The 26,302-nt window shown below is 58.5% G+C and carries 22 protein-coding genes and 1 tRNA gene; 15 read left to right on the plus strand and 8 right to left on the minus strand.

The genetic code is table 11. From position 1 onward, the window contains the following. Positions 1-77 precede the first annotated feature (77 nt). The 4 genes from DXC52_RS07705 to DXC52_RS07720 form a co-directional block, all read right to left on the minus strand. Positions 78-152, minus strand: a tRNA-Gln gene (locus DXC52_RS07705). 38 nt (positions 153-190) lie between these two features. Then, positions 191-1,096, minus strand: coding sequence for a peptidoglycan-binding protein (locus DXC52_RS07710; protein ID WP_199409495.1), 906 nt, complete (start codon positions 1,094-1,096; stop codon positions 191-193). A gap of 138 nt (positions 1,097-1,234) precedes the next feature. Continuing rightward, positions 1,235-2,248 (minus strand): polyprenyl synthetase family protein, encoded by a 1,014-nt coding sequence (locus DXC52_RS07715; protein WP_117746796.1) that lies wholly within the window; start codon positions 2,246-2,248, stop codon positions 1,235-1,237. Positions 2,249-2,373: 125 nt separating this feature from the next. After that, complete coding sequence (locus tag DXC52_RS07720; protein ID WP_117746797.1) at positions 2,374-4,824, minus strand: PTS transporter subunit EIIC; 2,451 nt, start codon at positions 4,822-4,824, stop codon at positions 2,374-2,376. A 229-nt stretch (positions 4,825-5,053) separates the two neighbouring features. On the opposite strand from DXC52_RS07720, the gene DXC52_RS07725 reads away from it, so the two are divergent. From DXC52_RS07725 to DXC52_RS07745, 5 genes are all read left to right on the plus strand, one after another. Beyond that, positions 5,054-5,773, plus strand: coding sequence for a GntR family transcriptional regulator (locus tag DXC52_RS07725; RefSeq protein WP_117746798.1), 720 nt, complete (start codon positions 5,054-5,056; stop codon positions 5,771-5,773). A 306-nt stretch (positions 5,774-6,079) separates the two neighbouring features. Beyond that, positions 6,080-7,396, plus strand: a complete 1,317-nt coding sequence (locus DXC52_RS07730; protein WP_117746799.1) for an ABC transporter substrate-binding protein — start codon at positions 6,080-6,082, stop codon at positions 7,394-7,396. Positions 7,397-7,483: 87 nt separating this feature from the next. Beyond that, complete coding sequence (locus tag DXC52_RS07735) at positions 7,484-8,338, plus strand: carbohydrate ABC transporter permease (RefSeq protein WP_117746800.1); 855 nt, start codon at positions 7,484-7,486, stop codon at positions 8,336-8,338. Next, on the plus strand, positions 8,338-9,177 hold the full coding sequence (locus tag DXC52_RS07740) for a carbohydrate ABC transporter permease (protein ID WP_117746801.1): 840 nt from the start codon (positions 8,338-8,340) through the stop codon (positions 9,175-9,177). The genes DXC52_RS07735 and DXC52_RS07740 overlap by 1 nt, the downstream gene beginning before the upstream one ends. Positions 9,178-9,245: 68 nt before the next feature. Next, positions 9,246-10,445: an ABC transporter ATP-binding protein gene (locus DXC52_RS07745; RefSeq protein ID WP_117746802.1), complete on the plus strand. Its 1,200-nt coding sequence runs from the start codon at positions 9,246-9,248 to the stop codon at positions 10,443-10,445. A 456-nt stretch (positions 10,446-10,901) separates the two neighbouring features. Here DXC52_RS07745 and glgP read toward each other — a convergent pair whose 3' ends face one another. From glgP to galE, 3 genes are all read right to left on the minus strand, one after another. Continuing rightward, positions 10,902-13,169: a glycogen/starch/alpha-glucan family phosphorylase gene (gene glgP / locus DXC52_RS07750; protein WP_233504903.1), complete on the minus strand. Its 2,268-nt coding sequence runs from the start codon at positions 13,167-13,169 to the stop codon at positions 10,902-10,904. 128 nt (positions 13,170-13,297) lie between these two features. Next, complete coding sequence (malQ, locus tag DXC52_RS07755) at positions 13,298-14,815, minus strand: 4-alpha-glucanotransferase (protein ID WP_233504904.1); 1,518 nt, start codon at positions 14,813-14,815, stop codon at positions 13,298-13,300. Between the two features lie 208 nt (positions 14,816-15,023). Beyond that, positions 15,024-16,085 carry a UDP-glucose 4-epimerase GalE gene (galE, locus tag DXC52_RS07760; protein ID WP_117564856.1) on the minus strand — a complete coding sequence of 354 codons (1,062 nt, stop codon included), beginning with the start codon at positions 16,083-16,085 and terminating at the stop codon, positions 15,024-15,026. 268 nt (positions 16,086-16,353) lie between these two features. Between galE and DXC52_RS07765 the strand changes: the two genes are divergently transcribed. Beyond that, positions 16,354-17,559: a hypothetical protein gene (locus DXC52_RS07765; RefSeq protein WP_117746805.1), complete on the plus strand. Its 1,206-nt coding sequence runs from the start codon at positions 16,354-16,356 to the stop codon at positions 17,557-17,559. Positions 17,560-17,781: 222 nt separating this feature from the next. Here DXC52_RS07765 and murB read toward each other — a convergent pair whose 3' ends face one another. After that, positions 17,782-18,744 (minus strand): UDP-N-acetylmuramate dehydrogenase, encoded by a 963-nt coding sequence (murB, locus tag DXC52_RS07770; protein WP_117746806.1) that lies wholly within the window; start codon positions 18,742-18,744, stop codon positions 17,782-17,784. 183 nt (positions 18,745-18,927) lie between these two features. Here murB and DXC52_RS07775 point away from each other — a divergent pair, with 183 nt between their 5' ends. From DXC52_RS07775 to DXC52_RS07815, 9 genes are all read left to right on the plus strand, one after another. Then, positions 18,928-19,956, plus strand: a complete 1,029-nt coding sequence (locus DXC52_RS07775) for a LacI family DNA-binding transcriptional regulator (protein WP_117746807.1) — start codon at positions 18,928-18,930, stop codon at positions 19,954-19,956. A 248-nt stretch (positions 19,957-20,204) separates the two neighbouring features. After that, positions 20,205-20,693 (plus strand): hypothetical protein, encoded by a 489-nt coding sequence (locus tag DXC52_RS07780; RefSeq protein ID WP_035137745.1) that lies wholly within the window; start codon positions 20,205-20,207, stop codon positions 20,691-20,693. A gap of 38 nt (positions 20,694-20,731) precedes the next feature. Beyond that, complete coding sequence (locus DXC52_RS07785; protein ID WP_035137744.1) at positions 20,732-21,499, plus strand: GntR family transcriptional regulator; 768 nt, start codon at positions 20,732-20,734, stop codon at positions 21,497-21,499. Beyond that, positions 21,484-22,197, plus strand: a complete 714-nt coding sequence (locus DXC52_RS07790) for a GntR family transcriptional regulator (protein ID WP_035137743.1) — start codon at positions 21,484-21,486, stop codon at positions 22,195-22,197. The genes DXC52_RS07785 and DXC52_RS07790 overlap by 16 nt, the downstream gene beginning before the upstream one ends. 193 nt (positions 22,198-22,390) lie before the next feature. Further along, complete coding sequence (locus tag DXC52_RS07795) at positions 22,391-23,506, plus strand: SIS domain-containing protein (protein ID WP_117746808.1); 1,116 nt, start codon at positions 22,391-22,393, stop codon at positions 23,504-23,506. 59 nt (positions 23,507-23,565) lie between these two features. Further along, positions 23,566-24,627, plus strand: a complete 1,062-nt coding sequence (locus DXC52_RS07800) for an SIS domain-containing protein (RefSeq protein ID WP_117746809.1) — start codon at positions 23,566-23,568, stop codon at positions 24,625-24,627. A gap of 46 nt (positions 24,628-24,673) precedes the next feature. After that, the gene (locus DXC52_RS07805; RefSeq protein WP_117746810.1) at positions 24,674-25,093 is read left to right on the plus strand and encodes a PTS sugar transporter subunit IIA; all 420 of its coding nucleotides are present in this window, start codon (positions 24,674-24,676) and stop codon (positions 25,091-25,093) included. 57 nt (positions 25,094-25,150) lie between these two features. After that, on the plus strand, positions 25,151-25,633 hold the full coding sequence (locus DXC52_RS07810; RefSeq protein ID WP_099432286.1) for a PTS sugar transporter subunit IIB: 483 nt from the start codon (positions 25,151-25,153) through the stop codon (positions 25,631-25,633). A 58-nt stretch (positions 25,634-25,691) separates the two neighbouring features. Beyond that, positions 25,692-26,302, plus strand: a 611-nt coding sequence (locus DXC52_RS07815) for a PTS sugar transporter subunit IIC (protein ID WP_147330611.1), incomplete at its 3' end; no start/stop codon positions are given.

Here is a 26,302-nt window from a genome sequence, read left to right on the forward strand (position 1 = left end):
CTTGCGGGTTCGAATCCCTCCGCTTGCTCACAAGAAAAGCCTCCCGATCGGCTATGCGTTCGAGAGGCTGGTTTCTTTGGCTGGGACGGAGGGATTCGAACCCCCAACAGCCGGCACCAAAAACCGGAGTTCTACCGTTGAACTACGTCCCAATGTCGTGGTGTTGCTAAAAGCAACTCGTCTAGTTTACCTAATCTGCGAGGGCATCGCAAACGCCATCGAGCAGGCGTACCGCGAGCGTCTGGGCGTCGCTGGCAGTGAAGGTGCCGTTGTAGCGCGTCATGCCGGTGAGCTCAATGCGGATGCGTGCCGGCTTTTGCTGCGCGGCGACATTGGCGGTGCGGATGCGCTGGGCCAGGTTGTGGCACTCGGCGAGGGCAATCGTGGCGCGCGGAGCGGCGTCGGCGGGTAGCTCGTCGCTTGCGATCTCGAGCACCAGGTCAACGTCGGTCGGGACCTCGGAGTCGCAAAGCATCATGCCGCTGTTGTCGGTCGTCGCCGTGGCGATGTTCCACATGCGCGATGCTACGCTGCGCGCGATAGGGTCCTCGCCAATGACGGCAATCTGGAAACGCTCGAGTACGTTGGCCGCGCGGGCAAAGCCGATGCGCGATTCGGCCTCGGTCACCGAAGGTTTACCCTCCCACACGTGGTGCAGGCGGTTGATATAGGCGTAGGTATCCTGGAAAGCCATACCGTCGGCAAACAGACCGACGTTTTCCTGGAACTGCTGAAGGGCCGCTTCGGTGTGAGGGCCAAAGTAGCCATCGTCCTCGCCGCAGGCAAAGCCCAAAACGTTGAGCGCCTTCTGCAGGGCCTGCACGTCGGCGCCATGGAAATTGGGCATACGCAGGTAGAGGGTGCGGTCGCCCAGCTTATACGAGGCGTCGACCAGGGCACTCCAGCAGGGGATGTCAACGGCGTGGCCGGCGGCAAGACCGCTGTCGAGCCTAAAGGTGCTAACGGCCTGCTCGGTGGTGGCACCAAAGTGCTTGTCGGCGACCTCGGTGGCATCAATCGTGTAGCCGAGCTGCAGGAGACGAGACTGCACGTCCTCGACGGCTGCTCCCTGCATGCCCGTTGTAATAGGTTCCATGAACGAACCCCTTTCGGCGTATCATTCGTACTATTTGAGCGCCTGTCGGATAGACGACGCAAAGGGATGCATAAACATACATTCAACAGTGTAGCAACTTGTACCCAAATGCGCTGCCGACAGGTTTTGCAACCCCCGCTAGTTGAGTCGCTCCACAAAGAAATCTGCCATGGAGAGGAACAGTTCGCGTGCGTGCGAATCAAGCTCAACGTCCTCGATGGCGGCCTTGGCTTTGGCGGTTAGGTCCAGCGCGTAGGCGTGGGCGTAATCGATAGAGCCGGTCTCCTGGAAGATTTCCACGGCGCGCGCGAGCTGCGCGGGATCCTCGGTGCCCGAGGAGAGGATCGCTTCAATCTCATCGTGATAGCGCTCATCAGACAGGGCGTGCACGGCAACGAGCGTGCGCTTACCCTCGGTGATGTCGGTACGGAAGTCCTTATTGGCGGCCTCCTTGGTGCCGATCAAGTTGAGCAGATCATCTTGGATCTGGAAGGCAAGGCCGGTGTGCAGGCCAAAGGCGCGCAATGCCTCGACTTGCTGTTCGCTGCCTCCGCCAATGATGGCTCCGGTGGCAAGCGGCGTGGCTCCGCTGTAATACGCGGTCTTGTGCGTTGCCATGTCCAGGTAATCGTCGACCGAGATGTCAAAGCGCCCGTCACGGACCCAACCCAGGTCGAGCGCTTGACCCTCGATGGTGCGGACGATCATCTCGGTAAGCTCGTGGAGCACACGCAGCTTCACGTCGGACTCCAGCGTGGGGTCGTCGAGAACCGTCTTGGTGACCATGGTGAGCGCCAGGTCGCCACAATTGATGGCAAGGCCCGTGCCCTCGGTAAGGTGCATGCAGGGCTTGCCTCGACGAAGCTGTCCGTTGTCGGCGATGTCGTCGTGGATCAGTGCGCCCGACTGGAAATGCTCGATAGCTGCCGCGGCGCTGCGGGCGCTCTCAAAGCTACCGCCCACTGCGGTTGCGGCGAGCATACAGATAAGCGGGCGGTGGCGCTTGCCGGCGTTGGCCGTAAAAGCCGAGAGCGGCGCGTACAGGTAGCGCTCGATATCGGCAGAGGTCGCCTGTCCGTCAAAGAACGTGGCCAGATAGTCGTTAATCTGGTCAAAGTGCTGGGCTAAAAAGCTGGTAAACGGACTGGACACGGGTTCTCGCATTCTTTCTTGGGTTACATCGTTGCGGTGTGCAGATACCATATTGCCACATTGGAGTTGCCGGCGCGTCTGTTTTGGCGATTTGGAGAAACGGGACGCGTGCGCGTGCCGGCTGCTTATATAAGCCTAAAGTGCTCGAGCGCCTTGACGACGCCATCTTTGTCGACCGAGTCGGTGATGTAGTCGGCGCGCTTTTTGAGATAGTTCGGCGCATTGCCCATGGCGATACCGACATCGACGGCGTTCATCAGCGAGATGTCATTGCTGGCGTCGCCGATGCCGTATACGGTTCCGTGGTGGGGATCGAGGGCGTCGAGTACAGACTGGATGCCCCCGCGCTTCGTGCATTCGCGGGGCGAGATTTCGGTTACCTCGAGTTCGAGCTCGTTAAAGCACAGCAGCGGCTCAAGTGCCTTATCTTGAGCGATGTGGTTGGCGAGCGATGTAGACATCAAGATCTTGTAGACACTGTAATGTTGCAGCTGCGTGACTGCGTCGCCCAGGGTGCGCGCGTATCCGGGAGCATCGGGGGCATCGGCACTCATGCGCACGACGCCGTTGAGGCCCTCAAAGCGGATGACCTCGCCCGATTGCTCAAGGTAGGGGGCAAGACGCTGCAGCATACTGGGCGTCATCGACAGATCGCGAATTGCGTGTCCGTTGATCTCGGCGTAACCGCCCGCAAGACAGACGATGCCGGTCCAGGGCAGCTCAAGAAGTTTGGGGTGGATGCAGCTGAGGGTGCGTCCTGTGCAGATAAAGGCCATGTTGCCGTTTGCAACGAAATCGCGGATGGCCTGCGAGACCGCCTCGTTGGGATAAGGGGACAGGTCACGCTCGTCTTCGGGAAGGTCTTGGGCGAGCCTGGGGTCTTGCCAGGCGAGCGTTCCGTCGATATCGAAGAAGCAGATATCGCCGCGCTTATGGGCTGCGCTGGCGGCAGGGGAGGCCGAGGTGGTGGGCACAAATCCCGGCTCGAGGCCCATGATCTGGTCAAAATGCTCTTTAACGCGGGGAACGGAGATGCCGATGATCACCTGGGCGGTCTTGCCCGTAATGATGAGGCCCTTGGCGCCCACCGCGACAAACGACGCGTTATCTGCAACGATGGAAGGGTCTGCGACCTCGACGCGCAGGCGCGTGGCGCAGTTGGTTGCGCCCACGATATTGCCAACGCCACCTAAGAGCTGAATTACCCGCTCAGCGAGGACGTGATCTTGATCGGATCGACTATTGACTTCGTCATTGGGAGATTGCTCTTTGGCAAAGTCGCTTCCCGTTAAACGATCGATTGCCGCGCGATTGGCGACATGATCCTCGCGGCCCGGCGTCTTAAGGTCATAGATCAAGATGAGTGCTCGAAAACTAACAAAAAAGATGAGGCTAAAGGCAAGGCCGATACCGAGCGCCAAAAGATAGGCACCGGCATGCGTGCGCATGAGCGGAATAAAGTTGAAGGCTGCCATCTCCATGAGGCCGCCCGAGAAGATGCCGACGATGCCAAAGAGATTCATGGTTGTGGCAAGGCAAGACGATAAGACGGCGTAGAGAAAAAAGAGCCCGGGGTGGGTGAACATAAAGAGAAACTCGAGTGGCTCGGTAACGCCGCAAACCACCGAGGCGATGATGGCGGGAACAAGGATGACCCTGAGGCCGGCGCGGCGCTCGGGTTTTGCGGTGGAGTAGAACGCGGCTGCGATGGCGGGAAGGCCAAAGAGCTTGACCCAGCCGGTGGCGGTAAAACCGGCCCACGGCGCAAGTTCATTAAGGGGGCGCGTGCTATGGGAGAGGATGGGGAGCAAGCTGCTCCACGTGGCGTAGATGCCGTCGTTAATGACCAGGTTGTCGTAGTAGATCGGCATGTAGAGCAGGTGGTGCAGCCCCATGGGCTCGAGCGCTCGCTCCAAAAACACAAAGATGCCCACGCCAAAGGGTCCGACGCTCGTAAGTGCATGGCGCAGCGTTTCGGTCATTGCGTATACGGAGGGCACGATGGCGGCCGAGATAGCGGCAAGGGCAAACACGGCAAAAAAGCTGATGAGGTAGACCAGCGAGGAGCCCGAGAAGGTGCCGAGCCAATCGGGAACCTTGGCATCGTAGAAGCGGTCATGGATGGCGACGACGGTTGCCGATACCACCAGCGGGCCGATAATGCCGGTGTCGAGCGTCTTGATGCCGTCGATGACGGTGATACCGTTGGCGGGGGTCAAAGATGACGGGTACTTAAGCCCAAGGTTGTCTCCGCTCAGCTTAATGATCTCGCTCAAAAAGAAGCAATAGGCAAAATAGGCCACGAGTGCCTCGAGGCAGCAGCGTGCCGGTTGCTTTTGGGCAAGACCGATAGGCAGCGCTACGGCAAAAAGGAGCGGGAGGCGCTTAAAGACCGTCCATGAGCCGCGCTGGATGATGGCCCAAAAAACGTACCAAGGGGTTCCGTATACGGCTAGATCGCCGACGATGTCCGCAGTCGTTGCGAGAGCGGAGACGCCGACCATGAGGCCCGATATAGAAAACAGCATGGCGGGAGCGAACATTGCCCCGCCAAAGCGTTGGATTTTTTGCAGCATGTTCTGCCTTCCGAATATCGAGGCGCGTTGCGCGTGGGGAAACGTTTAAACAATGGATTCATTGTAGAGGACCAGACGATTGTTGTGCCGGCAGTTTTGAGCGAAACCGATTTGGGCACGACAGAAACCGTCAACGGTTAAATCCTGTCGCTTTACCGATATTCGGTTTAAACAACTTTAAGAAATGCTATCGTGCCTAGCCGGAAATAAATAATGTAGAGGTGAAGTCATGCCAAAAGCGATTTACGAAGGAATCTACCGCGAGATCCGTTCGCGCATCATTAACGGGACCTATGCGTTTCAGGAGATGCTGCCAACCGAAGCCGAGCTGACCGCGGAATTTGGCTGCACGCGCAATACCGTCCGCCGCGCTTTGAGCATGCTGGCAGACGAGATGTTTGTGCAGCCCATACACGGCAAGGGCGTGCGCGTTATTTGGCTCAAGGGCGAAACCGACATGCTGGGCGCACTCGAGGAAGTCGAGTCGTTTGGCGAATTTGCAAAGCGCAACAATGCCGTCGCATCGACCGAGGTCAAGTCTTTTGAACATTTGATTTGCACTGAGCAACTCTCTCGTCGCCTGGGCTTTAAGGTGGGCGAGGAGTTGATTCGCGTGGTGCGTGTCCGAAGCCTTAACGGCAATGCACGCCAAGTAGACCATGGTTACTTTTTGGAGTCGATCGCCAAGGGCCTGACGCCCGAGATTGCCGCAAAATCAATTTACGACTATCTGGAGCACAAACGCGGCGTCAAGGTGATGGCGAGCCGTCGTACGGTGAGTGTCGAGCTCGCCAACGATGAGGACTGCAGCTACTTGGACCTTGGCAAGTACAATTGCGTCGCCGTTATGGAGAGCCAGTCGTACACCTCGGACGGCATCTTGTTCGAGGTCACGCATGCCCGCACGCATCCCGAGATCTTCCACTACCGCGTCAACTCCAAGCGATAGCCGGCTAGCTCGAAGCCTGACGAGACTCATGCCATCAAAGCGAAAACGCCCGGTCAAACCGACGATACATCGGCTTGACCGGGCGTTTTCTCTGCATTCGATAACAAATAATTGTTTATACAAAACTTGTCAAGTATCAAGTTGAAATTACCGTTCACCGAAGTTTTTCTACCGCTCTAGTAATACTTGTTCAAACAACTAGCCAAATAGCGTATTGTACAAATCAGCAAAAGGGGCAAAGTCCCCGAGCCAATCTCCGAAGGCGGCGGCAAAGGGTGCCGCCACGGTGTGAAAGGGTGGATTGTAATGAAGAACGAAATGAGCAGAAGGCAGTTCCTGGGCTTTGCTGGTTCCGCGGCTGCGGTTCTTGGTCTGGGTCTCGTGGGCTGCGGTGGTTCTGCCGGCTCCGGCTCCTCTGCTTCTGGTGACGCTGCCGAGGTCTACTTCCTCCAATTCAAGCCCGAGGTCGACAAGGAGTGGAAGGAGATCGCCAAGGCGTACAAGGAGGAGAAGGGCGTCGAGGTCAAGATCGTGACCGCCGCCTCCAACACCTACGAGGAGAAGCTCAAGTCCGAGATGTCCAAGAGCTCCGCTCCGACCCTGTTCCAGGTCAACGGCCCCACCGGTCTTAAGAACTGGAAGGATTACTGCGCCGACCTGTCCGATACCAAGCTCCGCGGTGAGCTCATTGACGACTCCCTGGCTCTGCAGTCCGACGGCAAGGATGTGTGTATCGACTGGGTTCAGGAGAGCTTCGGCATTATTTACAACAAGCAGCTGCTCGAGAAGGCTGGCTACAAGGCCGAGGACATCAACTCCTTCGACAAGCTGAAGGCTTGTGCCGACGACATCCAGGCCCGCAAGGACGAGCTTGGTGTCGAGGGTGCCTTCACTTCCGCCGGCATGGACGACTCCTCCAGCTGGCGCTACACCACCCACCTTGCCAACATGCCGCTCTACTACGAGTTTGAGAAGGAGCACAACCAGGAGGACGACGAGATCAAGGGTGAGTTCCTCGACAACTACAAGCAGATCTTCGACCTGTACATCACCGACTCCACCTGCGATCCTTCGCAGCTTGCTTCCAAGACCGGCGACGACGCCACCAACGAGTTCGCAACCGGCAAGGCCGTCTTCTACCAGAACGGCTCTTGGGCCTACTCTGACCTCGTCAAGGCCGGCATGACCGACGATCAGATTGGCATGATGCCCATCTACATCGGTGTTGACGGCGAGGAGAACCAGGGCCTGTGCTCCGGCGGCGAGAACTACTGGTGCGTCAGTTCCCAGGCTTCCGAGGATGCCCAGAAGGCCACCGAGGACTTCATGTATTGGTGCGTCACCGCTGACACCCCGACCAGCATCATCGCCGACAAGATGGGTCTGACCGCTCCGTTCAAGAGCGCCAAGGAGACCACCAACGTCTTCTCGCAGCAGGCCGTTGCCATGGCCAAGGACGGCAAGAAGACCGTCGCTTGGGACTTCGTCTACATTCCCTCCGAGGAGTGGAAGAAGAACCTCAAGCAGGCTCTGATTGCCTACGCTGCCGATAACAGCAAGTGGGACGGCGTCAAGAATGCCTTCGTCGATGGCTGGAAGACCGAGAAGGCCGCTTCCGAGTAAGCAGTTGCTGCCCAAGCTATCTGATTAGCGACAGGGGGCGGGCAGACGTTGGTTTGCCCGCCCCCTGCATATTGAAAGGACCCTTTTATGGGCAAAGCACTCAAGCGCTGGTGGCCGCTCTTTATGCTGCCCACGTGTCTGGCGTTTATGATCGGGTTCGTGATCCCTTTTATCCAGGGCTTCTACCTCTCGTTCTGCCAGTTTATTATCATTAGTAACGCGCACTTTGTCGGTATCGAGAACTACGTACGCGCGCTGTCCGATCCGCAGTTTGCCACGTCGTTCTTCTTTACGGTGGCGTTTGCCTTCCTGTCGACGGTGCTCATCAACGTGATCGCCCTCGCCATCGCGCAGGCGCTCACCCGCAAGGCACTCAAGGGCACCAACATCTTCCGTACGATCTTCTTTATGCCGAACCTGATCGGCGGCATCGTGCTGGGCTACATTTGGCAGATTCTGATCAACTGCCTGCTCTCCAACATCGGCGCCGACCTTATCGCCCTTAACTCTGCTGCTGGCTTCTGGGGCCTTATCATCCTGACCCTGTGGCAGCAGGTCGGCTACATGATGATCATCTACATCGCTGGTCTGCAGTCCATTCCGTCCGACTACATCGAGGCCGCCAAGGTCGACGGCGCCACGGCATGGCAGACGTTTTGGAAGGTTAAGATCCCCAATCTGATGCCGACGATCACCATCTGCCTGTTCCTGTCCATCACCAACGGTTTTAAGCTGTTCGACCAGAACCTCGCCCTTACCGGCGGCGCCCCTGCGCACTCCACCGAGATGCTCGCCCTGAACATCTACAACACGTTCTATTCGCGTGCCGGTATCGCATGGCAGGGCATCGGTCAGGCCAAGGCGGTTATCTTCTGCATCCTGGTCGTAGCAATCTCCATGATCCAACTTAAGGCCACGAGGTCCAAGGAGGTGCAGCAGTAATGAAACGCGATAAGGCTATTAACCGCGCGCTCTCGATTTTCTTTACGATTCTGTCGCTCGCGTGGATCTACCCCGTGTTCATGATTGCGCTCAATTCCTTTAAAAAGGGAACTGCAATCAGCACCACCACGGCGTTCGATTTGCTTACGCCTGAGACGTTCAACGGCCTTGCAAACTACGTGCACGCTCTTAACGAGCAGGGCTTTGCCTCGGCGTTTATGTACTCGCTCATCATCACGGTCACGTCGGTCGTTCTGATCTTGGTGTGCTGCTCCATGTGCGCTTGGTACGTAGTGCGCGTCAACAGCAAGATTTCGAACTTCTTCTATTACCTGTTCGTGTTCTCGATGGTCGTGCCCTTCCAGATGCTCATGTTCACGCTGTCCAATTTGGCGGACCGCATCGGCTTCAACACGCCGTTCAACATCTGCTTTATCTACCTTGGCTTTGGCGCGGGCCTGGCGGTCTTTATGTTCGCCGGCTTTGTAAAGAACATCCCGCTCGAGATCGAGGAGGCGGCCATGATTGATGGCTGCAACCCGGTCCAGGTGTTCTTTAAGATCGTCCTCCCCATCATGAAGCCCACCTATCTTTCGGTCGGCATCCTCGAGACCATGTGGGTCTGGAACGACTACCTGCTGCCCTACCTTACGCTCGACTCCACCAAGTACAAGACCATTCCTATCTTGATTCAGTACTTCCGCGGCGGCTACGGCCACGTCGAGCTCGGCCCCATGATGGCCTGCATCATGATGGTCGTTATCCCCATCGTCATCATGTACATCCTCTGCCAGAAGTACATCATCGACGGCGTGGTGGCAGGTGCCGTCAAGGGCTGATGCCGTAACTGTTTTGCAAGTTTCTGCGGCGCCCCTCAGCGCGGCGCCGCACATCGAAAGGTAAAGACATGGCCGAGATCGTTCTCAAACATGTTCAGAAGGTGTATCCCAACACCGAGTCCAAAAAGAAGGGCTTCTTTGGCAAAAAGAAGAAGACCGAGGAGAAGAAGCATAACCTTAAGGTTACCGAGGATGGCGTGCTCGCTGTAGAGGACTTCAACCTCACCGTTCACGACCAGGAGTTCGTCGTTCTCGTTGGTCCCTCTGGCTGCGGTAAGTCCACGACGATGCGCATGGTTGCCGGCCTGGAGGACATTACCTCGGGCGATGTGCTCATCGACGGCAAGCGCGTCAACGACGTGGCGCCCAAGGACCGCGACATCGCCATGGTGTTCCAGAGCTACGCTCTGTACCCCAACATGACGGTGTACGAGAACATGGCGTTTACGCTTGAGCTCAAGAAGGTCCCCAAAGACGAGATCGACCGCAAGGTTCGCTCCGCTGCCGAAATCTTGGGTATCACCGAGTACCTCGACCGCAAGCCTAAGGCGCTCTCGGGCGGCCAGCGCCAGCGCGTCGCCATCGGCCGCGCCATCGTGCGTGACCCCAAGGTCTTCCTGATGGACGAGCCGCTGTCCAACCTGGATGCCAAGCTTCGTAACCAGATGCGTGCCGAGCTCATCAAGCTGCGCCACGAGATCAAGGGTACGTTCATCTATGTTACTCACGACCAGACCGAGGCCATGACTCTCGGCGACCGCATCGTGGTCATGAAGGACGGCGTCGTCCAGCAGATCGCCACCCCGCAGGAGGTCTTCAACCACCCCGCGAACATCTTCGTCGCCGGCTTTATCGGCGTGCCGCAGATGAACTTCTTCGATGCCCAGCTGGTGCGCTCGGGCGACGGCTTTACCGTCAAGACCGAGGATATGAACGTGGCGCTCGCTCCCGAGACCTGCGCTCAGCTTGCCCTCAACTGGGACGGCGGCGACGTGAAGGAGATCACGGCCGGCGTGCGCCCCGAGCAGATTCTGCTTGCCGACAAGGACGAGGAGGGTGCACTCCAGGGCACCGTCGAGGTGACCGAGCTCATGGGCTCGACCGAGCATGTCCACGTGACCGCTCCCGATGGCCAGTTCGTCCTGATCATTCCCGTTGTCGACCTCGAGGCCAAGGGTGCGCTCAAGGCGGGCGACACCATCTGGTTCAAGTTCGAGAAGAACGCGACCCACCTCTTCGATAAGGTCTCTGGCAAGAACCTTATCTAGGCCCGGTGCATCCAGGCCCTTCCTTTGGGCGACTGCGGTATTGCCATCCTTTTGCCGCGGTCACATATAAGGCTCCCCTCCCGTCCACTGGGCGAGAGGGGAGCCTTTCTTTGTGTTGGGGCTGTCTGACCGGTCGTTTGTCTCGATCTGTAACGGGTGAGGCTGATTTCGGACGTTAGATGTTACAGATCGAGACGGTTCCGCTGAGCTAACCATTTCATCTAAATCTGTAACACCAAAGGTGAATTTCAGCTGCTAGATGTTACAGATTGAGATAAACCCAAGGGGAGGGGCCGGTATGTCTCAATCTGTAACAGCTGGGGCCGTTTTTACCGAGTAGCTGTTACAGATCGAGATTGTTTGGTCGAGTCGGGTCACAGGGTAGCGTGCGGGCACAAAAAGCGGAGCCGCGTTGCCACGACTCCGCTTTCAAGAGGATGGGTAAAGGAAACGAAATTAGCTCAGGTGCCAAATCTCGTCGTTGTACTGGGAGATGGTGCGGTCGGACGAGAAGGTGCCGGCGTTGGCGATATTGATGAGCGCCTTGCGCATCCAGGCGTCCTGGTCCTCGTAGTCGGCCAGCACGCGCTCCTTGGTCTGGATGTACTCCTCAATGTCGAGCAGGGCCATAAACCAGTCCTTGCCCTTAATGTCGTCGTGCAGGCGCTGCAGGCGCTCGGCATTGCCGGTCGCCATAAAGGCCGGGTTGGTGATGAAGTCCACCAGCAGTTTAATGCCGGGCTTGCGGTAGAGCACACCGGCGTCATAGGTGCCGTTGGCATAGAGCTGCTCGACCTGTTTGGACGAGGCACCAAAGGTATAGATGTTCTCGTCGCCCACGAGCTCGGCAATCTCCACGTTGGCACCGTCGAGCGTGCACAGGGTTAGGGCGCCGTTGAGCATGAACTTCATGTTGGAGGTGCCGCTCGCCTCCTTGGAGGCCAGGCTGATCTGCTCGGAGATGTCAGCGGCGGGGATCACGCGCTCGGCGGCGGTGACGTTGTAGTTCTCGATCATGACAACCTGCAGGTAGGGAGCCACGTCGGGGTCGTTTGCAATCCACTGCGACAGCGTCAAGATCAGATGGATGATGTCCTGCGCGATAGTGTAGGCAGGCGCCGCCTTGCCGCCAAAGATGATGGTGACGGGGTGCTTAGGTCTGTTGCCGTTCTTGATATCGAGGTACTTCCAGATGATGTAGAGCGCGAGCATCTGCTGGCGCTTGTACTCGTGGATGCGCTTGACCTGGACGTCGATGATGGCGTTGGAGGGAATGGTCACGCCCTGCTCGAGCGCCATGAACTGGCGCATGATGGCCTTGGCCTCGACCTTGGTGGCGGCCAGGCGCTCAAGAACGTCCTTGTCGTCGGCGAACTTGGCGAGTTTGCTCAGATCGCCGGTGCTGCGCCAGTCGGTGCCGATCACATCGTCGAGCAGGCTGGCGAGCGCGGGGTTGGCCCCATGGATCCAGCGGCGGAAGGTGATGCCGTTGGTCTTGTTGGAGAACTTCTCGGGATAGATTTCGTAGAACGGATGAAGCTCGGTGTCCTCCAGGATCTTGGTGTGGAGGGCGGCTACGCCGTTGATGGAGAAGCCAAAGTGGATGTCCATGTGGGCCATGTGGACGGTATCGTGTTTGTCGATGATGGCGACGCGCGGGTCATCGTGCTCGGCCTTCGCGATCTCATCGAGCTTGATGATAATGTCGGCGATGGCAGGGGAGACCTTCTGTAGGCTGGCGAGCGGCCACTTCTCGAGCGCCTCGGCAAGAATCGTGTGGTTAGTGTAGGCGACCATGGAGCGTACGATGGTCACGGCCTCGTCAAACTCGATGCCATGCTCGGTGGTGAGCAAGCGAATGAGCTCGGGAATGACCATGGTGGGGTGCGTGTCGTTGATCTGGACAACGGCGTAATCGGCCAGATCGTGCAGGTTGCTGCCGCGCTCGACGGCCTCGTCGATCAGGAGCTGGGCGGCGTTGCTCACCATGAAGTACTCCTGATAGATGCGAAGTAGGCGGCCCTGCTCGTCGGAATCGTCGGGGTAGAGGAACAAGGTGAGGTTCTTGGCGATCTCGGTCTTGTCGAAGTCGATGGAACTGCCGGGGACCAGGCCGTCGTCGACGCTCGCCAGGTCGAACAGGCGCAGGCGGTTCTTGGTGGACTGGCCGTAACCGGGCACATCGATGTTGACGAGCTTGGAGGTAACGGCAAAATCGCCGAACTCGACGGTGTAGGAGTGGTCATCGTCGACTAGGATGTCCTGCTCACCGAGCCACTCGTCGGGGACGGCCTTCTGCTGGTTGTCGACAAAGCGCTGACGGAACAGACCGTAGTGATAGTTGAGGCCCACGCCATCGCCGGTCAAGCCCAGCGTGGCGATGGAATCCAGGAAGCATGCGGCCAAGCGGCCCAGGCCGCCGTTGCCGAGTGACGGCTCGACCTCGAATTCCTCGATTTTGTTGAGGTCGTGGCCTGCGGCGGTGAGCTGGTCCTTAACCTCGTCGTAGATGCCGAGGTCGATCATGTTGTTGATGAGCAGCTTGCCGATCAAAAATTCGGCGGAAATGTAATAGAGCTTTTTCTTGCCGTTGTTGAGCGGGCGGGCGGCGGAGCGCTCCTGCACGAGTTTGACCAGTAGCTTGTAAATGCGACGGTCGTCGAGCTGCTCGAGCGAGGTGCCAAAAGACTGCTCGGCGAGTTCCATGAGGTTAATTTGGGGCATGTTTTCTCCTGTGATGGGTTGTTTCATGTCTGCAATTCATAAGAAGCCCGCGCGAGGGGATTGGGGTGGCCTCGCGCGGGAAAAGCAAGCGCGTCCGCACGGTGGGGAGGGGTCGGGCGCGGTAGCTCCTATTGAGGAAGCTCGATTTCGGCTTCCGACGGGATGCGGAAGTAGGTCTCGGTCCAGTCGGTGAGTTTGTGCTCGAGCTCGCGGGTGATGGCGCCGTCGAGCATGCGCCAGGTCCAGTTGCCGCCCAGCGTGGCAGGGGTGTTGATGCGCGCCTCGTTGCCCAAGTTGAGCAGATCCTGCATGGTGTAGATGCACGTGTCGCTCACGCTGGCGGCGATGGTGCGATTGAGTGCATCTGCCATGGGTTCGCCGGCCTGCTGATGGGTGTACAGGGCTGCCTGCTCACGCTGACGCGGGGTGGCCGTTCCCTCAAACCAACCGCGCGCCGTCTCGTTGTCGTGGGTGCCCACATAGGCGACGGTGTTGGCGATGTAGTTATGCGGCAGGTAGTACGAGTTGGTGCCCTCAAAGGCAAACTGCAGGATCTTCATGCCGGGGAAGCCCGAGTTGTCGCGCATGTCGATGACGCCGGGGGTGAGGAAGCCCAGGTCCTCGGCGATGATGGGCAGCGTGCCGAGCTTTTCCTCGAGCGTCTTGAAGAACTTGAGGCCGGGACCCTGCGTCCACGAACCGTAGGACGAATCGGGTGAGGAGAACGGCACCTCCCAATAGGCCTCGAAGCCGCGGAAGTGATCCAGGCGGATGACGTCGTACATGTCGAGGGCGGCGCGAATGCGGCCCTCCCACCAGGAGAAGCCGTCGGACTCCATGGCGTCCCAGTCGTAGATGGGGTTGCCCCAGTACTGGCCGGTGGCCGAGAACTGGTCGGGCGGCGTGCCGGCGACGCTCACCGGATTGCCGGCGGCGTCGATCTTAAAGAGCTCAGGTGTCGCCCACATCTCGACGGAGTCACGCGAGACATAGATGGGCAGGTCGCCGATGATGAGAATGTCGCGCTCGTTGGCATAGGCCTTGAGGCGGCTCCACTGGCGATCGAAAAAGTACTGCGTCATCTGGTGGTAGAGCATATGCGCCGGATGGTCGGCGCAGACCTTGGCGGAAGCCTCGCCGCGGGTGCGGAGCTCCGCGGGCCACTCCCAAAACGCCTTGAGACCGCACTCCTCTTTGACGGTCATGAACTCACAGTAGGGGATGAGCCAGTCCTCGTTGGCCTGGATAAAGTCATCGAAATCGGCCGGCTTGTCGGCAGCAAAGCGCTCAGCGGCGCGGTCGAGAATCTGACGGCGGCCGTCAAAGATAGCACCGTAGTCGACATTGCTGGGGTCGGATCCCAGATACACGCCATCGATATCGCGCTGCTCCAGATACCCTGCCTCGATAAGCTCGGCAAAGTCGATAAAGTTGGGGTTGCCTGCGCGGGCCGAGAACGACTGATAGGGCGAATCGCCATAGCTGGTCGTCGTAAGGGGCAGAATCTGCCAGTAATGTTGTTTGCACGAGGCGAGAAAATCGACGAAGTCGTAGGCATTCCAGCCAAAGCCGCCGATTCCGTATGGTCCGGGCAGAGATGAGACGGGCATGAGGACGCCGCTTGCACGCTCCATGAATGCGCTCACCAACCTTCTTGTTGTGGGGTCGGCCTGCCGATGGGTGTGCAGTCCGCCTCCGATGTTCTGATTCGGTACGCCTATTGTAAAACATGTTGTTTAAACATGTACAGGCAAGATAAAAAAGTTGGTCGATTTTCGGCGAATGGTTACATGCCATGAAAAAGCCCCGACCTCACAACGTGAGATCGGGGCAAGAGCGGTATGTAGGTTTTTGCTACTCGGCGTCGGCGAAGCCGTTGGGGTTATGGCTCTGCCAATTCCAGCTGTCACGGCACATATCCGCGATGTCGTACTGGGCCTTCCAACCCATCATGCGCTCGGCCTTGGAGGCATCGCACCAGTTGGCGGCGATATCGCCGGCACGGCGCTCGCGGATCACGTAGGGCAGCTCCTTGCCGCACGCCTTGGAGAAGGCGGCGACGACCTCGAGTACCGAGGTGCCGGTGCCGGTGCCCAGGTTAAAGATCTCGACGCCGGTTTTGCCGTTCATCCAGTTGAGGGCGGCAACGTGACCAGATGCCAGGTCGCAGACGTGGATGTAGTCGCGAACACCGGTGCCGTCGGGGGTGGGGTAGTCGTTGCCAAAGACCTGAACGGCCTCGAGCTTACCGACGGCGACCTGGGCGACGTAAGGCACCAGGTTGTTGGGGATACCCTTGGGATCCTCGCCGATCAGGCCCGACGGATGGGCACCGATGGGATTGAAATAACGGAGCAGCACGACGTCCCACTCGGGGTCGGCGGTGTGGACGTCCATGAGGATCTGCTCAATCATCCACTTGGTCCAACCATAGGGGTTGGTCGCGGGCTTCTTGGGGTCTTCCTCGGTGACGGGCGGATTGTCCGGATCGCCGTAGACGGTCGAAGAGCTCGAGAAGATGATGGACTTACAGCCGTGGTTGCGCATGACATCGATGAGCACCAGGGTGTTCTCGATATTGTTGTGGTAGTACTCGACGGGCTTGCTCACCGACTCGCCAACGGCCTTAAAGCCGGCGAAGTGGATGACGCGGTCGATCTGGTGGGTATCGAAGATCTTGTTCATCGCATCGCGGTCGAGCACGTTGGCCTCGTAGAAGGTGAGGTTCTTGGCGGCCTCGTCGCCCACGATGGTCTTGACGCGGTCGATGGCAACGGCGCTGGAGTTGGAGAGGTCATCGACGACGACAACCTGGTAGCCACCCTCGAGCAGCTGAACGACGGTGTGCGAGCCGATAAAGCCGGCGCCGCCGGTAACGAGGACGCAGGTGTCTTTGGGGTCGAGTGCTTTGGACATGTAGTCTCCTATCGAATCAGGAACACTTCTTGAGGGGAGTATAGCGCAGCTGGGGGCGCCCAAAACACGCGGGGCAGGAAAACCAGAGGATTGATGTTAACGTACTCATAGGGTGTTATTTGCATAATCCTTACCTTTGGTGTGGGACGTATTTGCGAGCCGCTGACCATGCTTTTCCAGCCGTTCGTGGAAATAGTTGGGACAAGCGCGATGTGCGTTAATATGTTTGAGTTGAGCGACATATAAATAAGCATGTAACGGAGTACATATGTCACCAAACAACGATTCCATCTTTACGCAGGAGCTTTCGCGCCGCACTGCCCTTAAGGCTCTTTTCGGCGCCGCTTCTGCGGCTGTTCTTTTTGGCCTGCCCGCCCGCGCCCATGCGGCTGAGGCCAGTCAAGAAACCACCGACAAACTGAATGCCGCCCAGGCCCAGCTCGACGAGGTCCAGGCTCAGCTCGACAGCATTGCCAATGAGTACGCGGCGCTCGCCAACAAGAATGCCCAGACCCTCAGCGATATCGAAGGCGTGCAGGGTCAGATCGACGACACCCAGGAGCAGATCGACACCAAGAAGTCGGAGCTCAAGAAGAAGCGTAACGACCTTTCCGATCGCGTTGCCGCCAGCTACAAGTCGGGCGGTACCAATATCCTGTCGTTGCTGCTCGCTTCTGGCTCGTTTGAGGAGCTCGTCGCCAACGCGCATTACGTCGAGAAGATCAACAAGAGCGACCGTGACGCCATCGAGGACATCCAGACCATCCAGAAAGAGCTCGATACACAGAAGTCCGAGCTCGAGTCGCAAAAAGCCGACTTGGAGAAGCTCAAGGACCAGCAGACTGCTCAGATGCAGGACATGCAGGCCAAGCAGCAGGAGGTCCAGACGGTTCTGAACGGCCTCTCCGACGATGTCAAGGAGCTCATGGCCCAGCGCGATTCCGAGATTCTTGCTGCCGCTCAGGCTGAGGAGGCTGCCAAGAAGGCTGCCGCTGCCGCGGCTGCCGCAAACAAGAACAATTCCTACTCGGGTGGTTCAAGCTCGGGTGGCGGATCGTATGCGCCCGGAACTCCGCAGCAGAATGCCGGCTCGGGCAAGCAGCAGGCTGTCGTCAACGCATGCTACTCCACGCCTTCGCCTGGCCTGAACTGGTGCGCCGCTTGGGTTACCAATGTGTTCCGTAACGCCGGCGTGGGCTACTTTGGCGGCAACGCGTGCGACATGTTTAACGCCTGGTGCTACAGCTCCGATCGTTCGGCACTGCAGGTGGGCATGATCGTGGCCGACTCGTCGCACAGCGGCACCGGTACGCCGGGTCTGCTGTACGGACACGTGGGCATCTATGTTGGCGGCGGCATCGTTATGAGCAACGAGGGCGCCATCACGTCTAAGTCGCTTGACTCGTTCATTGGGTTCTACGGCACTGGCTCTGGCGTGCGCTGGGGCTGGCTCGGCGGTATTGCGCTGTCGTAAAGCCGACTGGGCCGCGTGCCCGCCCGCAATATATTTGATTGCCTGCTCGGGCAGTCCTGCGCAAGACGAAGGCCACATTAAGTGGCCTTCTTTGCGTGCGGAACTCGCGATCAATCAAATATATTGCGGGCGGGCACGCGGCCCTCTCGGGTTCGGGGCGCTGCGCACCGGACTGGTTGTCTGATATAAAGAAAGTGAAGGCCCCTTTCGGGGCCTTCTTTGTTAGAGGAATTCGCCTACTCGGTGGACTTCGGGTTGTAGGTCTACTCCGAATTGATCTTTGACGGTTGCTTGGATATGGCGGATGAGTTCGTCGACGTCGGCGGCGGTGGCGTGGTTGGCGTTGACGATGAAGCCGCAGTGCTTCTCGCTTACCTGGGCGCCGCCGATAGCGTGGCCGCGCAGGCCGGCGTCCATGATGAGCTTGCCGGCAAACTGGCCCTCGGGGCGCTTGAAAGTGGAGCCGGCGCTCGGCATGTCGAGCGGCTGCTTGTCCTCGCGGCGCTGGCGGTAGTCGTCCATGTCGGCCTTGATCATCGCGGCGTTGCCCGGGGCGAGGTTAAAGGTGGCAGAGAGCACGATAAAGCCGTCGTCGGCGATGCGGCTCTTGCGATAGCCCAGGTTAAGCTCGTCGACATCGAACTCAATGATATTGCCGCTGCCGCGGGTGCCGTCGTCGAGCACGCGGGCGGGCTTATAGACGCGCACAGACTCCAAAACATCGGCCATACAGGCGCCGTAGGCACCGGCGTTCATATAGCAGGCACCGCCGACCGATCCGGGGATGCCCGAGAGGGGCTCCATGCCGGTGAGGCAGGCTTCGGCGGCAGCCGCGGCGACATCGGAAAGCAAGGCACCGGCTGCCGCCGTAACATGCGTGCCGTCGACGGTGATGTTAGAGAGGCCTTTGCCCAGTGCCACGACGACACCGCGGATGCCCTTGTCACCGACGAGTAAGTCGGAGCCGTTGCCCACGATGGTGAGCGGCAGATCGCAGCGGTAGCAGGTGTCAAGCGTGGCGACGAGTCCCTGCTCGGTATCGGGCGTGACAAAGACGTCGGCCGGGCCGCCGATCTTAAACGTGGTGTGCTCGCGCATGGGCTCGCTCATGAGCACGTTGTCCTCGCCGGCAACTCCAGCGAGCGCGCAGAGCAGGTCCTCGTTAAAAAAGTCGTTCTCGTGCATACGGATATCCGCCTTTTGGTGGTTGTTGTCATCAATCGATTGCAATATACCCCACCCAGGCGGATTTGGTGCGCTGGCGGCGATAAAACAGCCGTCTACCGGATTGGTAAAGTGTTTATCATCAAGGTAGAGGGACGGTCGCTATACTTTTTTACAATTGTGCGTAGACTCGGGAGGAGCGAGATGGCCAACAAGGTAACCCTAAAGCAGATCGCCCAAGAGGTGGGGCTTTCCCCCTCGTCGGTCTCGCTGGTGCTCAACAACCGGCCCTGTCGTATCTCGGAGGAAAATCGCAAGCTCATCAAGGAAGTTGCCGCGCGCAACCACTACGTGCCCAACCAGATCGCGCGTAGCCTGGTCATGCGCGAGTCGCGCACCTTGGGCCTTATCGTCCCCAACATCGAGAGCCGCTTTTTTGCCTCGCTCGCCGGCAGCTTGGAAAAGCGCTGCCGCGAGGACGGCTACGCGCTCTTTATTACCAGCTCGGGCGGAAGCGCCGAGGACGATCTGGAGCTGCTGCGCCAGCTGGTGACGCGCGGCGTCGACGGTGTGTTCTTGGTCGTGGGCGACGAGTTCTCGGACGACCGCGCCCTGCGCGAAGAAGTCAGTCATCTCCCCATTCCGGCCGTGATGGTTGACCGTGCCATTGAGGGACTCGAGTGCGACAAGGTGATGTTCGATCACGAGATGGGTGGCTACATGGCAATCCGCTATCTAATCGAGCAGGGCCACCGTCGCATTGCCTGCTTGGTTAATGCGCGCCGTTCCAATACGGGTCGTAAGCGTCTTGCCGGCTACGAGCGTGCGCTGCGCGAGGTGGGGCTGCCCATCGACGCGCGTTTGGAGTTCGAGAGTGAGTATTACATTCCGAGCGCCTACGAGGCCTCGGAGGCGGTGCTCGCAACTGACGCCACCGCCGTGTTCGCAAGCTCGGATAACATTGCCCTCGGTTTGCTCAAGCGCTTGCACGAGATGGGGAAGAGCATCCCGGGCGATATCTCGGTCGTAAGCTATGACAACTCGGCGGCCGACGTTCTCTTTGAGCCGGCGCTGACCGCGATTGAGCAGGATCCTGGTGTCCTCGCGGAGCATGCTTTTGGCTGCATGTCCAAGCGTCTTGCCGGTAGGGGCGGTAGACGTGCCGAAGAGGTCGTTCTGGAGCCGGCGCTTATCGTGAAGGGCAGCGTGCTTGACCTTACCGAATATAGCTAAGCGCACTTGTTTGTTTGCATAGATTGCATGCGGAGTGTCCGCTATTTGCCGGCGGGGCCGGGGCGCCTGCTTTGTTTTGAGAGGTGGGCTTCGCGAACTTCTCAAAACAAGGCAGGCACCCCGGCCCTCGTCCGTGAACTCTTCCGCTGGGCGAGCTATAGACGCCGCGCACCGATAGGGTAAGGCGGCGGCTTGAAATTGGTGCTATATTCAGCTTGAGTTGTTTAATGCTAGTACGGGAGGCTGATATGGGGCTGTTCAAGAAGAAAAACCCGCAGGATGCCTTTGATCCCGATGTGTTTACCATCACGGATACGATTTTGGACCCGCCGCGGTTTACATTTTTGCCGGCTATCTACCAGGATGCCACGCGCCGCAAGTGGGCTGTGCATCAACGCGGTGGCGAGCCGAAGATTTTTGACTATGCGGACGTGTTGCAGTGCGAAGTGGCCGAGGCGGGCGATCCGGAGGCCGAAGAAGCGGTCTCTAAACAGGAATTTGCCCAGCGTATCCTGGCAAATCCTGCCAAGGCAGCAAAAATAAATGCTGCCAAGCGTAATATGTGTCTTGGTATGGGCGTTGTTGTGGCGGTTCAGACGGGAAAAGACGAGGTTTCCAAATTAGAGATTCCCGTTATGACCGACGAAGTCAAACGCGATTCAAGTCTATATAAGTCGTATCGGAATGTCGCCGAGAAGATCAAGGCAGAATTTGATGCCATGGGAGGGCTGGCCTAATTTTGGCGGCATACGTTTCTGAATGAGGAGTCTGTGCAATGGCAGGCGAATCTTATGCAATTCCCCCCAAAGATCATGCTGTTGAGGGAATTCTTTGGTATATCCAGCACCATCAGCTTGCCGGCGGCGATCGCCTGCCGGCCGAGCGCGTGCTGTGCGAAGAGATTGGCGTTTCGCGTACGGCGTTGCGTGCCGGTATCACGCGGCTTATCTCGTGTGGAACGCTCGAGAGCCGTCGCGGATCGGGCACGTATGTGTGTCCTCCCAAGCCGCTGAACATCTTCCAGGAAACGTATAACTTTTCCGATGCTGTGCGGACTGCCGGCCTGCACCCCTCTTCTCGTCTGGTTTCCACCGGGACCATCGAGGCGGATGAGGCGCTTGCCGACAAGCTTGGGGTGGCTGTAGGCGCTCCCTTGCTCCGCATGCAGCGCGTTCGACTTATTGAGGGCGAGCCGGCGTCAATCGAGACCGCTCACGTTAACCTGTCCCTGTGCCCATCGCTTCCCGAGCACGATTTTGAGTGTGAGAGCCTTTACGATGTCTTGCTCAAAGAAGGTGGCGTGCGCGTTGAGCATGGACGTGAGCATATCTCCATCTCGCGTTTGAACGTCGAAGAGGCCGAGCTGCTCCAGCAAGAAGAGGGAACGCCGGTGTTCTATGAGAGCTCGATCGAATTTGATAAGGACATGCGTTTTGTGGAGCATTGCAAATCGGTGATTTTGCCCACAAAGTTCCGCTTTGCCGATAACGGCGAAGAGAACGGCATGAGGAGCGTGGCAGGTGAACAATGGCTGAAACAGTAGATGCCACCCCGGTTTATATGCGCATTCGACGCTGCATCGAGGAACGTATCGAGCGCGGTGCATATCCCACGGGTTCCATGATTCCGTCCGAAAAAGACCTCGCCGAGGAATTTGGTACGACACGCTTGACCATCCGAAGCGCTGTCGATGAGCTGGTTCGACGCGGGCAGATTCGCCGTGTTCGGGGAAAAGGTGCCTTTGTGGCGCAGAAAGTACCTGCTTTTTTTGAACGCACGGTCGGTTTCCGTGAATCGGTCCGTGCTTCGGGCGGCGAGCCGTCCGTCCGTATTCTCGCGCGTTCCAAGCGTTATGCGGGGCCATATTACGCCGACCTGTTTGGCATCGCCGAGGACGACCTGCTCTATTCCGTTCGACGCCTGAACTGCATAAACGGTAGCCCCGTATCGATTGAGACGGCGCTGATTCCCTGCCTGCTGTTCCCAACCATCGAAGATATTGACGTGTCGGTCTTCAGTTTGTACGAGACCTATGAGATGCTGGGCCGAAAGCCAGTCATGGCACAGGAAAAGCTCGATATCGAGGCACTGGGCGCACGAGATGCCGGCCTCCTTGGACTGGAACAGGGCGATCTTGTTTTGCTTTTGGAATGCGTGAGCTATGACGCGAGCGGTCAGGCTATCGAGTATGTAAAGTCCTTCAATCGTGGCGATACGGGCGGCTACACCTATACGTACTAGCTGGTATTTTGTGAATAACGGCTGGGAAACTAACCAGTTTTGATCGTTGGGTCAGCTGTATATACAACCTTACATGGCTCAAAATCGACCGTTCGCCGAAGGGGATAAATTAATCGACAAAGAGGTATCAAAAAGCCGTAACCTGTAACTGTGATTGGTATCAAATACTAATGATTTGTTACGAGGTGAGACGATGAAGATGCTCGATTACGTTCAGCTTGCCCATGTGCGTATGGGGGAGAACCTCGAGCGTTCGTCTGAGCTGGTAGCGCAGCTCGTTGATATTTTCCAGTCCGGTTCTTTTGACGCACTGCGCATCGTTGCTTCGGGTTCGTCGCGCCATGCTGCGGATTGCACCCGCGATTTCCTGCAAGATACGCTGCAGATGCAGGTGTCCGTTGTGACGCCCGAGGCCTTCGTCGATTTTGAACACACCTATCCGCAGCATGCGCTCAACATCGCCGTCTCGCAGAGTGGCTATTCGACCAATACGATTGCGGCGCTCGATTACATGCGCGCACACGATATGGCTGCAGTTGCGCTCACGGCAAACGTCGAGGCACCCATCAAGGAACACGCTGACATCGTTCTTGACTACGGTGTGGGCGTCGAGTCGGTGGACTTTGTAACTCTGGGCGTCGAGGTTCTCGTTGAGTATCTGGTGCTCTTTGGTATTTACGGCGGTCAGGCGCGCGGAACGGTTGACGCCAAGGGCGTTGCTCAGCGTCTTGATGGCCTGCGCGAGGCTATCCAGGCTAATGCCGTGATGTGCAAGACCGCCGAGGCATATGTCCAAGACCACATGCTCGAGCTTTCTGAGCACATGCCCGCCATGGTCGTCGGCAACGGCCCCAACTACGGCGTTGCCGAGGAGGCGGCGCTCAAGCTGAGCGAGACCATCAAGATTCCTGCCATGCATCACGAGGGCGAGGAGTTCGTTCACGGTCCCGAGATGCAGATCGTTCCGGGCTATCTGGTGTTTATCGTTGACGATCCGCAGGGGTCGGAGCGTCTTGCGAATATCGCCGATGCGCTATCGAACGTTACGACAAAAACGGTGCTGCTCACGGCCCATCCCAGGGGTAAGGCTCACGAGGTTGCGGTGCCTCAGGTGGTTCCGCTGCTCAGCGCAATTCCCAATTTGGTGTTCTTCCAGACGATTGCGGCAATGATCGCCGAGCGTCTGAAGTCATGGGACGTGCACCCGTATCTTGATGCCGTCTCCAAGCAAATGGAGGTCAAGGCAGAGGGCTACGAAGAATCAGTCAATGCGCTTAAGGCCAAAGCGGCCGAGTGTTACGGAATGTAAGCGGGTTTGATGCCCGTTGGCATGGGGGATGTGAAGACAACCCCAGAAAGGAGAGACAAATGAAGGAAACCGAGAAGATCGAGATCATGCATTTCGACCAGGAGGGCTATCTCGAGGACGGCAAGGCGCTCTATGAGACCGGCAAGAAGATGACCGCGCTCGCCGACAAGGTCGCCGACGAGGGCTACGACGCCGTGTTCCTGATGGGCGTCGGCGGCACCTGGGACGAGCTCATGCAGCTCGAGTACCTCATGAACAAGTTCGGCGACCGCGACCTCGAGGTCTACCTGATCCACGCCGCCGAGTGGAACGCCATGGGCCACAAGCGCATGACCGAGAAGTCCGTCGTGCTCACCGCCTCCGAGTCCGGCACCACCCCCGAGGTCCTCGAGGCCGTCAAGAAGATGAAGGACATGGGCGTGCGCGTCTACGCCATGACCAAGCCCGAGGGCCCCATCGGCCAGGCTGTCGGTGCCGAGAACTGCGTCGCCATGGCTTCCGACCATGGTTCGGGCGGCTGCGAGAAGGGCTACTACCTCGCCGACTGCTTCGGCCTGCGCCTGCTCAACCGCCGCGGCTGCTTCCCCAAGTTCGATCTGTTTATCGAGCAGACCAAGGATATCTGGAAGGACATGCTCGATATCCGCAAGCGCTTCGAGCCGCGCGCCGAGGAGCTCGCTAAGAAGTACGCCCTGGCCCCCTACACCATGTTCATCGGCTCCGGCGCCCTGTGGGGCGAGACCATCCTGTTCTCGATGTGCATCCTCGAGGAGATGCAGTGGAAGCGCACCCGCTACATCACCTCGGCCGACTTCTTCCACGGCACCCTCGAGCTCGTGGAGCCCGGCGTCCCGGTCTTCCTGTTCATGGGCGAGGACGAGAACCGCAAGCTCGACGAGCGCGTCCGCGCGTTCCTGAACCGCGGCGTGACCGGCGACACCGACATCAACGTCATCGACACCGCCGAGTTCGCGATCCCCGGCCTTGACGACGAGTTCCGCGTCATCGTCTCCCCGTGGATTCTGACGGTGCTCGTGACCGACCGCCTGGCTCGCTACTACGAGACGGTCACCAAGCACAACCTCAAGTATCGTCGCTACTATCACCAGTTCGACTACTAAAGAAAACGGGTGCGGGAACGTGCCGGGCTATTGAGAGGAACACAGAATGAGACAGTACATCATCGCCAGCCATGCGCACTTCGCTACCGGCATCAAGGAGAGCGTCGAGCTGCTCTCGGGCGCTCGCGACAACGTCCACGATCTTTCGATGTTCGTCGATGGCCGCATGGACGTGGCCGAGGAGGCCCAAAAACTGCTGGCAGGCATGTCTGCTGACGATGATGTCGTTGTCTGCACCGACCTCTTTGGCGGCAGCGTCAACAACGAGTTCACCAAGATTGTCCAGACGCGTCCCCGCACGTACCTCGTTACCAACATGAACCTTCCTCTCCTCATCCAGTTGCTGTTCTCTGACGAGTCGGCGCCGGTTGAGGAGACGATTCGCGCCATCGTCACTGCGGACGATACGCGCGTGAAGTTTGTCAACGATCTTTTGGTCGATGACGACGAGGAAGAAGAGTTCTAATCCGCAGCACCTACTGACACGCCGTAAGACGGCACAAGACCTTTGGGGGGTCACATTATGATTCAGCTACTTCGCGTTGACCATCGCCTGCTTCATGGCCAGGTCGCAGTTTCCTGGGTTCAGGGCCTTGGCTCCAACTGCATCTTCTGCGTGGGCGATAAGGTCGCTAACGACCCGGTGTGGAAGACGACGCTCAAGATGGGCAAGCCTGCCGGCTGCAAGCTCGTCATCAAAGATATGGAGCATGCAATCGAAGCTATCAACTCGGGCGTGACCGACAAGTACAAGATGATCATCTGTGTCGCCACTATTGCTGAGGCAAAGCAGCTTGTTGAGGGCTGCCCGCAGATCAAGTCGGTCAACCTGGGCAACACCAAGCCCAAGGACGAGAAGCGTCCCGATGCGCGTCAGGTCTCTCGTCAGATCTTCCTGACCGCGGCCGAGGAAGCCGATGTGCGCGAGATGCTGGATCGTGGCGTTGAGGTCGAGATTCGACCCCTGGCCGATGACCCCAAGGTTGACTGCGCCAGCGTGCTCTAGGCGTTCAATTTCGAAGAGTCTGAGCTCTTCGTAGTGTCCTATTAGGAAAGGGGGATATATGCTTACCCAAGCAATCCTCATCGGACTTATCGCCGCATTTGGTAAGTTCGACTGCCAGCTCGGTACGCTCTACGCGTTCCGCCCCATCGTCCTGTGCCCGCTCGTGGGCCTGGTGCTGGGGGACCTGCAGTCCGGCCTCGCGATCGGTGCGAGTCTGGAGCTGCTGTTCATGGGCTCGATCTCCATCGGCGCCTACGTGCCGCCTGATGAGACGATCGGCGGCGTGCTCGCCTGCGCCTTCGCTATCCAGCTGGGCCAGAGCACCGAGGCAGCCATTGCGCTTGCCATGCCCATCGCCACGCTGTGCCTTGCCATCAAGAACATCCTCAACGCCGCCCTGCCGATCCTGGTTGACCGCGCTGATGTCTTCTCCGGCCAGGGCAACCTTAAGGGTGTCTATGCGATGCACTTCCTGATCGGTTTGACCGGTATCATCATGGCGTTCCTGCTGTGCTCGCTGTCGTTCTATCTGGGTGCTGACGCCATCCAGGGCCTGCTCGACTTCATCCCGCCCTTTGTCCTTGCTGGCTTTGGCGTTGCCGCCAACATCCTGCCTGCCATGGGCTTCGCCATGCTCGGCCGCCTGGTGCTCACCAAGCAGCTCGTGCC

The organism is Collinsella sp. TF05-9AC (assembly GCF_003438495.1).
Taxonomy (GTDB): Bacteria; Actinomycetota; Coriobacteriia; order Coriobacteriales; family Coriobacteriaceae; genus Collinsella.